General features: G+C 41.5%; 19 protein-coding genes. All 19 read left to right on the plus strand.

What is annotated here, in order from left to right; all coding sequences use genetic code 11:
• Positions 1-303: 303 nt before the first annotated feature.
• On the plus strand, positions 304-801 hold the full coding sequence (locus FKX85_RS05630; RefSeq protein ID WP_141613794.1) for a DUF6789 family protein: 498 nt from the start codon (positions 304-306) through the stop codon (positions 799-801).
• A gap of 234 nt (positions 802-1,035) precedes the next feature.
• Positions 1,036-1,293 carry a hypothetical protein gene (locus FKX85_RS05635; protein ID WP_141613795.1) on the plus strand — a complete coding sequence of 86 codons (258 nt, stop codon included), beginning with the start codon at positions 1,036-1,038 and terminating at the stop codon, positions 1,291-1,293.
• Between the two features lie 219 nt (positions 1,294-1,512).
• Positions 1,513-2,514, plus strand: coding sequence for a nuclear transport factor 2 family protein (locus FKX85_RS05640; RefSeq protein WP_141613796.1), 1,002 nt, complete (start codon positions 1,513-1,515; stop codon positions 2,512-2,514).
• Positions 2,515-2,545: 31 nt separating this feature from the next.
• The gene (locus tag FKX85_RS05645) at positions 2,546-3,409 is read left to right on the plus strand and encodes a cupin domain-containing protein (RefSeq protein ID WP_141613797.1); all 864 of its coding nucleotides are present in this window, start codon (positions 2,546-2,548) and stop codon (positions 3,407-3,409) included.
• A gap of 41 nt (positions 3,410-3,450) precedes the next feature.
• Positions 3,451-3,930 carry a RidA family protein gene (locus FKX85_RS05650; RefSeq protein ID WP_210416908.1) on the plus strand — a complete coding sequence of 160 codons (480 nt, stop codon included), beginning with the start codon at positions 3,451-3,453 and terminating at the stop codon, positions 3,928-3,930.
• Positions 3,931-3,953: 23 nt separating this feature from the next.
• Positions 3,954-4,913 (plus strand): nuclear transport factor 2 family protein, encoded by a 960-nt coding sequence (locus tag FKX85_RS05655; protein WP_141613798.1) that lies wholly within the window; start codon positions 3,954-3,956, stop codon positions 4,911-4,913.
• 111 nt (positions 4,914-5,024) lie between these two features.
• Positions 5,025-5,375, plus strand: coding sequence for a RidA family protein (locus FKX85_RS05660; RefSeq protein WP_141613799.1), 351 nt, complete (start codon positions 5,025-5,027; stop codon positions 5,373-5,375).
• 25 nt (positions 5,376-5,400) lie between these two features.
• Positions 5,401-5,838 carry a cupin domain-containing protein gene (locus FKX85_RS05665; RefSeq protein ID WP_141613800.1) on the plus strand — a complete coding sequence of 146 codons (438 nt, stop codon included), beginning with the start codon at positions 5,401-5,403 and terminating at the stop codon, positions 5,836-5,838.
• Between the two features lie 52 nt (positions 5,839-5,890).
• Positions 5,891-6,349 (plus strand): DUF302 domain-containing protein, encoded by a 459-nt coding sequence (locus tag FKX85_RS05670; RefSeq protein WP_141613801.1) that lies wholly within the window; start codon positions 5,891-5,893, stop codon positions 6,347-6,349.
• Positions 6,350-6,396: 47 nt separating this feature from the next.
• Positions 6,397-6,876 (plus strand): hypothetical protein, encoded by a 480-nt coding sequence (locus FKX85_RS05675; RefSeq protein ID WP_141613802.1) that lies wholly within the window; start codon positions 6,397-6,399, stop codon positions 6,874-6,876.
• A 12-nt stretch (positions 6,877-6,888) separates the two neighbouring features.
• Positions 6,889-7,449 carry a carboxymuconolactone decarboxylase family protein gene (locus FKX85_RS05680; protein WP_141613803.1) on the plus strand — a complete coding sequence of 187 codons (561 nt, stop codon included), beginning with the start codon at positions 6,889-6,891 and terminating at the stop codon, positions 7,447-7,449.
• A 139-nt stretch (positions 7,450-7,588) separates the two neighbouring features.
• The gene (locus tag FKX85_RS05685) at positions 7,589-8,536 is read left to right on the plus strand and encodes an L-histidine N(alpha)-methyltransferase (RefSeq protein WP_141613804.1); all 948 of its coding nucleotides are present in this window, start codon (positions 7,589-7,591) and stop codon (positions 8,534-8,536) included.
• 76 nt (positions 8,537-8,612) lie between these two features.
• Positions 8,613-9,125, plus strand: coding sequence for a peptide-methionine (S)-S-oxide reductase (locus FKX85_RS05690; RefSeq protein WP_141613805.1), 513 nt, complete (start codon positions 8,613-8,615; stop codon positions 9,123-9,125).
• Between the two features lie 140 nt (positions 9,126-9,265).
• Complete coding sequence (locus tag FKX85_RS05695) at positions 9,266-9,901, plus strand: cytochrome P460 family protein (RefSeq protein WP_141613806.1); 636 nt, start codon at positions 9,266-9,268, stop codon at positions 9,899-9,901.
• 17 nt (positions 9,902-9,918) lie between these two features.
• Entirely contained in the window at positions 9,919-10,362 is a 444-nt protein-coding gene (locus tag FKX85_RS05700; RefSeq protein ID WP_141613807.1) for a hypothetical protein, read from the plus strand.
• A gap of 12 nt (positions 10,363-10,374) precedes the next feature.
• Positions 10,375-10,923: a hypothetical protein gene (locus FKX85_RS05705; RefSeq protein ID WP_141613808.1), complete on the plus strand. Its 549-nt coding sequence runs from the start codon at positions 10,375-10,377 to the stop codon at positions 10,921-10,923.
• 19 nt (positions 10,924-10,942) lie between these two features.
• Positions 10,943-12,196: a thiolase family protein gene (locus FKX85_RS05710; protein ID WP_141613809.1), complete on the plus strand. Its 1,254-nt coding sequence runs from the start codon at positions 10,943-10,945 to the stop codon at positions 12,194-12,196.
• 41 nt (positions 12,197-12,237) lie between these two features.
• Positions 12,238-13,455: a bifunctional alpha/beta hydrolase/OsmC family protein gene (locus tag FKX85_RS05715; protein ID WP_141613810.1), complete on the plus strand. Its 1,218-nt coding sequence runs from the start codon at positions 12,238-12,240 to the stop codon at positions 13,453-13,455.
• A gap of 11 nt (positions 13,456-13,466) precedes the next feature.
• Positions 13,467-13,805: a cupin domain-containing protein gene (locus tag FKX85_RS05720; protein ID WP_141613811.1), complete on the plus strand. Its 339-nt coding sequence runs from the start codon at positions 13,467-13,469 to the stop codon at positions 13,803-13,805.
• Positions 13,806-13,873: the final 68 nt, after the last annotated feature.

Raw genomic sequence — 13,873 nt, forward strand, 5'->3', positions numbered from 1 at the left:
TAGCTATTACTGTATAAAATGAGATTTTGGTAATTGCGCAAGAAAACACAATATGGAAAATCGACAGATCACACTCTACTGTCAATTTTTCAAGCAAACAACTTTTTAGCAGCTACAGGAAAGTTCACTGACTTTGAGGGAGTTTAATGTTTCGCCCTAAACAACTTAAAAGTCAGATGATTGTAGCTGATGAAGTAAACTACCTCGGGGCATTTATTAGGAGAGACTTTAGTTTCGAAGCATCCCAACGGCTATCGGGACGGAGCATCTAAAGCTCGATTATCGAGTAAACTCCATATTCCAATGGAGGTAACCGCAACAGTAAATGAAAAATTAATTATGAGTACAGAAATTCAAAGAACAATACTAGCTGGAATTATTGGAACAGCTATAATGACCGTAGTTATGATGCTTGCACCGATGATGGGAATTCCAAAAATGTCTCCACCAGAAATGCTTTCAGGAATGTTGGGAATGCCTCTTATAATAGGTTGGATAATGCACTTAATGATAGGAATAGTGTTTGCCTTTGGATACACCTATTTGTTTTTTTTTAAACATAAAATCAAAGATGTGTGGCTTAGAGGTGCAGTATTCGGAATTATTGTTTTTGTTTTTGCCCAAATTATGTTGAGTGTAATGGGGATGATATTCTCCATGCCAAAAATGGAGGGTTCAATGATGCTGATCATGATAGGGAATTTAATAGGGCACATTGTTTTTGGAATGGCTGTCGCTAAAACAGCTGGCGAAACCTGTTTTGCCAGTGATTCTTGTGAAACTAAAGCACCAAAAGAATGACCATAAAGCTGATACAGCAGTGCTAGGCAAATGGCACAGGTACAAGGTTGAGTTGTTTTTGTGATTGTTTCATTTGCTCTTCTAAAGCAATTGCATCGTCATCCATAACTGTACTTACACTTGACCAGAGACAGATAATGAAGTTCATTATCAAGATAGCCTATCATGTTTCTTTAAGCACTGGACTGTTGTAGGCCAATTTTTGAAAAGAAATAACAATAACCTGAATAATAAATGAAAAAACTATTCCCTTTACTAGTCGCAATAATTACCCCTAACTCTTTCAATCAGACAAAAAAAGACCAAACAACCACTGAAACCGTAACCACAATGGTTTCTGCAAGGGCAGAAGGTGTTAGCTCCAAAGTGCTTAAAACAGGTCATCTTATGTCTTTGCGCTCGAAGGCAACATTAGTGAAAAAAAAGAAAATGCGACCGCAGAAACACGGTAACCGTTCGGTGCTACCAAGCTTATCAATGCAGGCAATGTAGGTTGGCAATGCCTTAGTTACCGGAAAATCCCTTTACATCATTATGAGAATTTGGGATCCTGCGGATGAGCATATTTTGTAAGGCAATTACCTCAGGGCGAACCCTTCAAGGTACAAAACTAAAAGACATTTCGATGTAAGCATCGGAGTTCCTAATTGTTCCCGGTAATCATAATTAGGACGGAAAAAACAAACACATGTAAGGTTAAAAATTCAACCAATGAGAAAAGTACTCCTCTTATTAATTTCAGTAGTAGTTCTAGGTTCTTGTAAACAAACTAATCAAGACCAAGCGAACGAAAATAGAGTAGTCACAAAGGAGGCTAAAAGTGATTCAGCTTACGAAGCCTTGGTAAGGAAGAACAGTTCGCAGTTTCATAAAAACTTTAGTGCCGGCAGGTTCACCGACAATGGTCCGTTGACAACTGAAGATATTTATGTCAATTCCAACGGAAAGATTGTGGTGGGTCGTGACAAATTTGTGGGTCGTTTAACACGTTATGAAAAGCCGTTTCCCGGCTTGGAGGTCAACGACCGCATTATGATTGTTGATGGAAATATAGTGGCGTTTCATTACCTGATGCAGGCCACGCATCTCGGCAAGTTTGGAGACTTAGAACCCACCGGAAACAAAGTAGAAGCTATGAGCAGTGAGTTTTTTACGATGGATGAAAACGGACTGATGAAAGATTTGATCACCATTTCGCAAGTAGATAAATTTTTAGCCACTGCTTCTGGTGAAGAGCATATCGAAGAACATCAGAAAGTGACGCTTTATCCCATTGATCACAGTGTGCCGAAAGCGGTAACTAAAAAGGCGGCGGATTTGTACCTGCGTCATTTCAATTTTCGCGATTGGGATGCCATAAGCGAACTATTAAGCGATGACGTTCAGGCGAATTGGAACAGCAATCACGTGAGTGGGAAAGAGGCGGTTATTGAAAAAATGAAAGAGCGCTTGACTCCATTTCCCGATTTGACCTACCAATTGGACAGGAGTGCCGCCGAAGGGAACCGTGCAGCCATTGGCTACACTTTACACGGCACGCACAATGGCTTGTTTACCTACAAAGGGAAAAACTATCCGGCAAGTGGAAATGCGGTACAGACAAGAGAAGTACAGCATTTGGAAGTAAGCGCAGACGGAAAAATCAAATCCATCATTATGATGTCTGATCAAGGGGCTTTTTTAAAGTTTATTGACGCTAAAAAAAGCAAATAACAATGAAAAATAACACAAAAAACAGCGTTAAATGAAAAAAATATTACTTACGGCATCCATCGCTATATGTACAATGTTCGCATATGGTCAGAAAAGCCCCTCAAAATATGGGAAATCCCAAATTACAACCAAGGTTGTGGGCGAGATAAAAATTTCGGACGTCAAACTACCCGAAGGGAACAAACCCCTTGAGCTCCGTAGCTTACGGATGAGAAAGCTGGACGTATTTCCCGCCGGTATCGTGGGAATACACAGTCACGAAAACAGACCGGCAATACTGGGCATTATCCAAGGAAAAGGACTCGGAGTACGTTCCTACAAAGAACCGATGGAAGAAGCAGCGTTTAGCGAAGCCACTTTGGAATACAATAGCTTTATCCACTATGCATATAATTTATCCAAAACCGATACACTAAGGATTATTACTTTCGACCTTTTGGATGACGGTTCCAAACAAAACAACCAAATCTATCCGCAACATATGCCCTTGTTTGAGAAACTAAAAGCGGATGAAGACCCCTTCTACGTCTTTGCACCCAAATTGTTTGATCATGAAATAAGCACGCAACTGCACAGCACCAACATTCAGGACATTAAATTCCCCAAAGGGAAGGCCACCTTTTTGGAAAGGCATTTGAGAATCAGAAGAGTGACCATGCCGGCCGGTGCAACAACCGGAGTTCAGAATTATTCCAATCTTCCTTCTTATATCATTGTGTTGAAAGGGACGGTTGAAGTAAAAAATACTGGTTCAAATACTTCAGAAACAATTGCCTCATTAGAATCGCGAAGCCTTATAAATACGGGAAAAATCGAAGTCAAGAATTCCTCCGGCCAGGAAGCAATCTATTTCGTAACCGAGCTGTGGGATCCAGCTGATAAGAACATTCGATAAAAAATCAGTAACTAATAATCGATGCAAATCAATTCAATATTATGAGTAAAATGAAACACATCTTATTTTCAACAGCAATCATTGCTTCACTTTCGCTAACATCTTGTTGTAAGCAAGAAGAAAAATGTGAGGCTCCCACAGCGACTCAGAGAACTGAGCAAGTGGCCCCTGTGGAAACTACTATTGAAAGAATCGAACAAGGGACACACATCAGCCAAGCTTCCAAAGCCGGTAATTTAGTTTTCTTATCTGGGCAAATTGGCGATGGCAAAACAATAACGGAACAGGCTCAAAATGTTTTCAAAACTATAGACGGCCTATTGACAAAAGCCGGCACCGACAAATCAAAAATCATATTCGCCACAGTCTATTTAACAGATATGAACGATTACGGAGAATTCAATGACGCTTGGATAAAATGGCTTGGAAATAGTTCAAAGCCATCACGTGCCACCGTTCAGGTAGTTCAGTTGGCAAAGCCAGAATGGAAGGTAGAAGTTCAAGTATCTGCTAACCTATAAGCTCAAACAATAAAATTTTAACTATGAAATACATTTTAACCATGAAACGCACTTTCTTATTATTCGTAACGGCTTTGCTCGTTGCAACGTTTGCCAATGCGCAAGAAGGATCCGATTACGCGCAACTGGTCAGGGATAATGGAGCGCAATTCCATATCAACTTCAGTGCGGGTAAATTCGATGAAAATGGCTTGCTGGTTACCGAAGACATTTATGTGAATTCAAACAATGCCATTTTGGTAGGAAGAGAAGATTTCGTTAAGCGGGTTAAACGCTACGACGGACCATTTCCCGGAATGACCTTGACCGACCGAATCGTCATTGTTGAAGACAACATTGCTGCGGTTCACTATATATTACAAGGCAAGCAAAAAGGAAAATACGGCGATTTGGCTCCTACCGGAAATAAGGTGGAGGCAATGAGTGCTGAATTTTTTGTGATGGACGAAAAAGGGTTGATGAAAGATTTGCTCACCATCACACAATTGGACAAGCTGAAAGCACAAATAAAAGGCGAAGAAACCATTGAAGAGCATCAGAAAGTGACGCTTTATCCTATTGATCATTCGGTGTCGAAAGAAGTTACAGAAAAAACAACGGATATGTATGTAAGGCATTTCAATTTCCGCAATTGGGAAGGCTTTAAAAATCTTTTGGCAGCAGATGTAAAAGTCAACTGGAACGGAGAAATGTTTACAGGTGCTGATGCCTTTATGGAAAAGATAAAAAGCCGTGTCGCTTCATTTTCCAACATCACTTACCAACTTGACAGAAGCGTTGTAGAAGCCAACCGTTCGGCCATTGGCTATACAATGAACGGCAAACACGACGGTGCTTACTCCTATAAAAACAAGACGTTCCAACCAACACAAAAAGACTTTGAAATAAGAGAAGCCATACATTTTGAAGTCGGTGCTGATGGGAAAATACAGTCCCTTATTGTCATTTCCAATCAGGATGAGTTTTTGCCTTTCGTAAAGTAATTGAAAGCTAGACTTAACAGATTAATAAAAACATATTTACCACAAGGATGCGAGGAGCACAAAGAAAAGCCTTTGTGTTCTTCGTGCCGCTGTGGTCAAAAACACAAAACAATGAGTATTAAACGAATTGAACAGAACAACCGAATGAGCCAAGCTTCCCAAAACGGGAATTTATTGATCCTTGCGGGGCAAGTTGCTGATGGCGCAACCATCACCGAGCAGTCAAAGGGGCTTTTCAAAAATATAGATGCGCTTTTGGCGAAAGCCGGTACCGACAAATCGAAGATCATTTATGCTAATATTTATCTCACCGATATGGATAATTATGAAGCCTTCAACAAGGTTTGGGACGAATGGGTGGCGAGCGACAAAGGACAAGTTCCTTCCCGTGCCGCCTTGCAGGTGGCGCGCTTGGCAAAACCCGAGTGGCTGGTAGAGGTACAGTTATTTGCAGGGGTGTAATCAATACAACTAAAACTTTAAAATAATGGATAAAAAGAAAGAAACCGTTATCCAACCGGGTACCATAGCACTCAACGATCACGAAACCTCCACTGAATTGGCAGCCATCCATATTCCGGACATTGTTATCCCGAAAGGGGGAGCGCCCATTATGGAGCGCTATATGCGTTGCCGTGTATTGGAATGCCAGCCGGGTGAAATCATCAACGTGCATTCGCACACCAATCGCCCCGCCATTTTATATATACTGGAAGGCAATGGCGAAGAGCATAGCAATCAATTTGAAGGAACTCGCCTTTGGAAAGCCGGCGATTGCTTTACGGAATATAACGATACAGAACATTGGGTAAAAAACAGGTCGGAAAAAGTACCGCTCAAGGTGCTGTCGTTTGATTTGTTGGATGCCGAAGCAGAGCTTAAAAATGCAGCGGCGAGAGACAAAAAACAGAGCGGAGGTTGTTAATTAGTCTCATTTGTAAAAAAGAATATCACAGAAATTGATTAAAAAAAATGAAATGAGTAGTTACAAATGGGTCAGAGAAAGTCCGTATTCGGTAAAGGAAACGGCAGACAGGCTAATGGCGATTTTAAAACAGTATCCTACTGTGCTGTTTATTGCCCGAATAGACCAACAGAAAAATGCCAAATCACAAGGTGTTGGCATTGATGAAATGGAAACACTGTTGTTTCAAAACAATGCATTGGTTGGTGCACTGTTTAAAGCCAACCCCGAAGCGGCTTTTGAGTTGCCCATTAAAGCTACAATTTGGAAAGATGCAAAAGGAAAAGTGCAGTTAAGAATAACTGACATCGACCGTCTTGACAAAGAATATGGACTAAACGGTGCTTTTGGAGCGATAGCCATTATTTACGACTTGCTACCGCCTTGGTTAGATATTTTGGTAAGCGATACGCCCGTAGACAAATTCGGTGAGGTACTTCCTCCGGTTTCCAGTTCACCTCAAATCAAATAGTAGACTAAGCAAACAAGTTCATTACAAACATTTATTAAAATATACAAATGATAAAATCTATACTCACACTAATTACTATAAGCTTTATTTCCATTAACTGCTTTGCACAAGAGGAGGCAGGGGAAGTCGAAAAAGGCGTTTGGGAAATCAGTCTGTCGCCCATTTACAGTTATGTCCCCTCTCACTCTGAAGGATTGTTCAAATCGGAATTTCACCTTACCTATTGGTTCACCCACGAATGGGGCGGAGGGGTCTCTTATACACACAAATTCATTGACGGCTCAGAGATCAATGATGACATTGCCCTGATAGGCTCCTGGAATGTTACAAAATATCTGATGCTCAACCTTGGGCTGAATTATAGCATTCCAAAAAAAGGTGGGGAAGAAGGTATTTTAGGTATCTACAATGAAGCCGAAATCAACTTCAGGCCTAACAAGTGGCTGAGCTTCGGGCCACTTGTCGGATCCGTAATTTCCAAAAGGACAGAATTTTATACAGGGGTGCACGTAAGCTTTGAATTTTAAAAACAAATAGTCATGAAAAAAATACTGTTGATCACCTTGACTTTTATGGTATTCAATATAAATACACAGGCGCAGACAAAACCATTGATTACAGAACGTTCGTTTGGAAATATCGGGTTTGAATTATCCCGTATAAATACCAATGAAACGGACTGGACAAAAATACCAACAGAATGGGCCAAGACATATGGGTCTGACAGCTATGCTTCTCTGCATATCGACCGAAAGGTGGCAGAAATAGCCAGGCTGCGTGTTGCCCAGCTGGACAACTGCAATTACTGCGTCATTTTCCACACAAAAGCAGCTTTGGAAACAGGTCTTGAAGCACCAAAAGTATATGCCGTGTCGGCTTGGAGAGACAGCAAGCTATTCACTGAAAAGGAAAAAGCAGCATTGCAATATGCAGAAGCTCTATCACAATTAGATCAGGATAAAATTCAATCTTCATTTGAACAACTTAGTAAAGTAGGCTTCAGCAATGTGGAAAAAGAAGAGCTTTCTATGAGCATCATCCTGATGAGTGTTTGGTCGAGGGTGTTTATGGCTCAGGGAAAGACTTCTGTCGAAAAATAGTTTCGGCAAGCACTATATACAACCCTCAGCCTATAAATGGAATTTGACTGGTGCTAGCCCGGCTTCCTCTTAAGCAGGGTAGTGATGCTCACGGTTAACCTCATATCAGTGTTTTTAACGGAAAAAAGTATTAATCTGAATGACAGCGCAATTTAAGAAAGATGTTTATGTAGGTCTGAGTGCCCCAAACAAGCATTTGCCATCAAAGTACTTTTATGACAAAGAGGGAGATGCGCTTTTTGTGGAAATAATGCATCTGCCCGAATATTATCTTACCCGTGCCGAAATGGACATATTCGAAAACCAAACAGATGGTATTATCAAAGCATTGCAGTTAAGCCCAGATCTCTATTTTGAGTTAATAGAACTGGGTGCAGGCGATGGTTTAAAGACAAAAAGGCTGTTGCATTTGTTGGATCAGAGAGGCTATAAGTTTGATTACTTCCCTGTGGATATTTCTCAAAATGCGCTGGACAAGCTCGAAGCGGATTTGAAAAGTGAATTGCCCGGTGTTTCGGTGATCAAGAAACAAGGCGATTACTTTCAGATTTTGGCTTCCTTAAAAGAAATCAAAAAGCCAAAAGTCATTCTTTTTCTGGGTTCCAACATTGGCAATATGCCAGACGAGGTGGCTACGCAGTTTATTTACGATTTGGGGTCGAACCTTCACCCAGGAGATAAATTATTGCTTGGAGCAGACCTCATTAAACCTGCATCTATTGTGCTTCCCGCTTATAATGATAGCAAGGGCGTTACAGCAGCGTTCAATTATAATCTGTTAACCCGGATTAACAGGGAATTGGGGGCTGATTTTGACATTGGAAACTTCAGGCATCAACCTGAATATACAGAACAGGAGGGTGTTGCGAGAAGCTTTCTGGTAAGTCAGACAGATCAGACAGTACGTATTAAAAGCCTTGATAAATCTTTCGATTTTAAGAAGGGAGAAAGAATAGAAACAGAGGTTTCTAGAAAATACAACGATGAAGTTATACATAAAATAATAGGGGGAACGGACTTTAAAATATCGCACAAACTCAGTGATGGCAATAACTATTTTGCCAATTATATATTGGAAAGAACTTAATTGAAAAAAAGGGGGAAATGTAATGAATTTCAACATAGGGTGGCCCATAAAAAGATAAAACAACAATTGGGGGAAGATGAAAAACGAACATGAAAAAATAGCTTTTAGTGGTGGCTGCTATTGGTGTATGGAAGCCATTTACCAGTCTTTGAAAGGGGTGAAAACCGTTGAGCAGGGTTTTGTGGCGCCTGATAAATCAGAGGATTTTTCGGAGGCAGTAATCGTGCATTACGACAGCACGAAAATCACGCTCAAAACCTTAATGGAAATTCATTTAAGGACACATAGCAGCACGGTAAACCACAGTATGAGGAAAAAGTACAAATCGGCTGTTTATACCTTTTCTGATGCTCAAATACCAGAGGCGGAGATGATTTTGAAGCAACTTCAGAGCGGATTTAAGGAAAAAATAATTACCCAGGTGCTTCCATTTGGATCGTTCAGGTTTTCGGAGGAAATGTTCCACAATTATTATTATGCCAATCCGGAGAAACCATTCTGTCGAACTAACATAGACCCTAAATTAAAGATGTTAATCTCGGAATTCAGTAATGTTATCAACAAAGAAAAATTACAGCATTTATACTAAAAATTGACTTAAAGCAATAGAGAATGAAACCGACATGATCAAAATAATCTATAAGCGAATGTCATTATTTTACTTATCAAGACTTGTCCAGCGCTAGTTTCGGGACAGGTAGTGACTATTGAAAAACAAAATATAAACAGATGAAAAAGATATTTATTCTACTGATACTGTCGATAACGACAGCACTCCTGGTACAAAGCTGTCAACAGGAGGAGGAAAAGTATTATCAGTTTACAGAAAATGGCGAGTTGATGCGCCCCGTTGATTACCGGACCTGGGTGTTTGTAGGCAGTGCGGCTACCCCCAAATCATTGGACTCTACGGCACTCTTTCCCGACTTCCAAAACGTCTATATGGATCCGGATAGCTACCGTTTTTGGAAAGAGAAGGGATACTATAAAGAGGGGACCATATTTGTGAAAGAGCTGCTGCGAAAAGGCGATACTGTTTCGCCCATTGGCCGTGGTTTTTATCAGGGGCCGCACTATTCACTGTCCGCCACTATTAAAGACACGGTGAGATTTCCTGATGTAAAAGGTGGGTGGCAGTACTTCAAATTTACCAATTATGATAAACAACTGCTTAATGACAGCTCCATAGCGTTGGGAGGCAAGTGTATTTCCTGTCATAGTTTGAGCAAATCAGGCTACGGGCCATTTACCGAATTTTACCCCATACTACAGGATGCCAAAAATTATGGAAAAGACAATCCCGAAAACAGAAATACAAGAACGGGGCTTGACGAAACGATGAAAACCTTCAAAGAAGAGCATTAGACAAAAAATAAATAGCCATGGATAAGAATTTGATCAAACAGGAACTGCTTAAAAAAGAAAAGAAACACATCGAACAATCGAATGAAAGTCACTATAACTTTTTACGTGCTAGCGATGTAAACGTGGAGCAAGTAACAGATCTGGACGACCGTTCGCATCAGAGCCAATCTGCCGACATTTCTCAAAGGCTGGACGGCGCCGTTCACAACCACGAAGACCACCTGGCAACCATTGAAGCCATTTCTTTTGAACCCAAAACAACGGTAGAACCCGGTGCCATCGTGAGCGTAAACGGGCGGTGTATCATCGTGGCAGTTTCCAAGCCACCGTTTAAGATTGGCGATAGAAATTTTATCGGCATTTCTACCGAGGCTCCTATTTATAAGGAATTGAAAGGCAAAAAAGCCGGTGACAGCTTCACATTCAATAATCAAAAATTCACCATAGAAATAATTCATTAAAATCAAGAAAATATGAACGATACAGAAGATTTGGTAGCGGCGGTTGCCGATTTGAAAGACCGGGGTTATGGCCACGAGTTCAGGATTAAAAACAAGCAGTTGTTTTCTGATAAGTTGGACAAAGGATTTGGGATGGGTGAATTTACGATCGATGAGGCTTATGGGTTCAGTAGCATTGAGGACGATGGAACGGAAGGGGAACGCCTGTTTGCTGTCACACTTACCAAAGAAAACATCAAAGGATATTTGGTAGATGCTTATGCCGGGATCGAAACCATAGAAACGGACGAAGTAAGGGAAAAATTCGACGCAAATAATGCGCACATCCATTATTTAAGCGATGCCGAAACGAAATACGGGTTGCCCCGTGTGAAAAAGGCCGAGTTTAACCAGGATCCAGACCGCTATATATTGCGTGTCGGCTTTCCCGATTTCCCTGCATGTCCTTTCGGAAATAGTTTTGAAGCCCTGGGCTGGGATAAGCAGGATAAACACTATGTCTGGTTTGTTACAAGCATTATAAAGGACGACCGATTGGTGCGGGAGCAGTATAAAAAGTAATTCTGATGCTGAACAGAAAATGAAGAAAATAATGGATGAAATCTGGGTTGTTTCAGGATTGAGGACGCCTTTCGCAAAAAACGACAGAGAGCTACGCAACGTTGATGCTGTAGATATGTCTGTTTCTGTGGTAAACAAAATGGAAGAAACACATAAAAACCCGGATTATGTAGTTTGGGGAACTGTCATTCCAAATTTGGCGTACAGCAACATCGCCCGCGATATTGTTTTACGATCAAAGGTAGACGATACCACCATTGCCTATACCACCACCATGGCTTGTGGCAGCAGTCTGGCTGCTGCAATTCAATCGGCTTGCTTGATTACCGAAGACGAGATTGCCATTGCCGGCGGTGTAGAAAGCCTTTCTAACGTTCAGATAGGGCTAAGTTCTTACACTTCAAAATGGTTAAGGGCTTTTGGCACCACCAAAGGTTTTTTCAACAAGTTGAAATTAATTGGTGGAATATTTAAATACAGGCTTTACATCCCGCCGGGCGTTAATTCCGTTACCGGAAAAAGTATGGGGCAACACGCTGAAATTACAGCGCAACGATTGGGCATTAAACGAGAGGACCAAGACAAGTTTGCGTTACAAAGCCATCAGCACTATTTTGAAGCATTTGAAAAGGGATTTTTTAAAGATTTGATATTTGAGGCATTTGGCATCAAAGAGGACAAAATTCCAAGAAAAACATCCACGCTTGAAGTACTCGCCACCTTAAAGCCTGTTTTTGATAAATCTTCGGGCAAAGGAAGCATTACAGCAGGCAATGCAAGTTTGTTTACTGATGGTGCTGCCGGAGCCTGGATAGTGGGCAAGAACAGAATAGCCGAATTTGCCTCGTCTTACAAAGCCAAAATGATAGACTGGGAAATGGCGGGCGTGAAAATTGAAGAAGAAGGCATATTGATGTCACCCACCTTTGCCATTCCACGCCTATTGGAAAGAAACAGGCTGAGATATGACGACATTGATGTTTGGGAAATCCACGAGGCATTTGCATCACAGGTGCTATCCACTATCCGGAACCTGGAAAATAAAGAGCACCTTAAAAAAGTAGGGACGACTTTTGATTTTGGTGAATTTCCAACAGAAAAATTAAACCCCAACGGCAGCAGCATTGCCATCGGCCATCCGTTTGGAGCAACGGGTGCACGGATATTAAGTCAGGCAGTTAAAGAAGTTTCCCAAATGGGACAAAGTAAAAAGGCATTGATCAGTGTATGTGCCGACGGAGGACTGGGAGCGGTAGTATTAATTGAAACTTAACATTTTGCTTGCCAATTATAAAACGAATTGAAAAGAATACTATGAATAAAACGAAGCTAGAAATCATTAACAAAAAGGGCAATAAATTAAGTGCTTATTTGGAGCTTCCCGCCAACCAGAAGCCTCATTTTTATGCCATTTTCGCCCATTGCTTTACCTGCAACAGCACTTTTGAACCCGTAAAGAATATCAGCAGAACGCTTGCTAGTTACGGCTTTGGAGTCGTCCGATTTGATTTTATGGGATTGGGACGTAGCGAAGGAGAATTTGCAGAGAGCTATTTTTCGGCCAATGTGGACGATTTGATTTCGGTAAGCGATTATTTAAACGAACACTTCAAAGCACCTTCACTTTTGATTGGGCATTCTTTGGGAGGTGCGGCAGCCATTGTGGCGGCATCCCGTCTGGAAAATATCAAAGCGGTAGCCACCGTCGGTGCTCCCGCTTCGGTGTCGCACGCAAAGCGTCTGTTTTCCGACCAGGTAAAAGATGCCGAAACCGACGAAGCCGTGGAAGTGACCATTGAAGGCCGTCCGTTTAAAATCAATGCGGAGTTTGTAAAGGATTTTGACAAGACTGATTTGATCGCCATTGTAAAAACGCTGCGGAAGCCTATTCTCATCATGCATGCACCCCAAGACAACAGCGTTGGCATTGAGAATGCCCGGGAGTTGTATCATCACGCCTTTCACCCCAAAAGCTTTATTGGCCTGGATACTGCCGATCATTTGCTGACCAAAAGCAAAGACAGCCGGTATGTTGGAAATATGATTGGCACCTGGGCGCAACGTTATTTTGATGAGGCAGAAAACGAAATGCTGGATCCGGCGGGAGAGCAACTGGTAGCGCATTTGAATGTAAAGGAAGATAAGTTTACCACCTTGATGCAAACCCGGAAGCATGCGATTATTGCCGATGAGCCCGAAAGTGTTGGAGGCGACGATTTAGGCCCTGCTCCTTATGATTTTTTAAGCGCGGCTTTGGCTTCGTGTTCCGTGCTTACGGTAAAACTTTATGCCGAAAGAAAAGGCTGGGATCTGCAGGAAGTGTATGCCTATATCACCTACTCTAAAAAGCACAGTGACGACCTGATGGTTGATGTGGAAAAGTCGGGACAGATAGATCATCTTTCTAAAAAGCTAAAATTCATTGGCGACCTGACCGATGACCAACGGACTCGGTTAACTGAAATTGCCGGCAAATGCCCGGTGCATAAAACCTTAACAGGGAAAGTAATTATAGAAACTGAAACCATTTAAAATAACCAACCATGAGTAAACCTTTTAAAAAATACAAATTAAGCGACACCGTAACGCTACAAGTGCTTTCGTATACAGATGAAATGATGACTGCCAAGCTTTGGTTTAGCGGAAAGGGATTTGACGGTACGCACCACCATAGTAATCAGGAAGTAAATGTGGTAGTAGCGGGCGAATTTGAAGCCACCAACGGAAAAGAAAAACACAAGGTGTATCCCGGCCAAACAGTTGTCGTTCCCTCAAACAATGAACACAATATGGAATGCCTCTCACCCACTGGCGCGATGGTTAGCTGTTGGACACCGGCTCGCAAAGACATTATCGAGAACTATACAGAATTGGAGGAGTGATTTTTCATCCATCCAAAATAAAAAAGCAGCTTTTTAAGCCTGCCCATTATTGACAATTAAAACATAAA

This window comes from Echinicola soli (assembly GCF_006575665.1).
Lineage (GTDB): Bacteria > Bacteroidota > Bacteroidia > Cytophagales > Cyclobacteriaceae > Echinicola > Echinicola soli.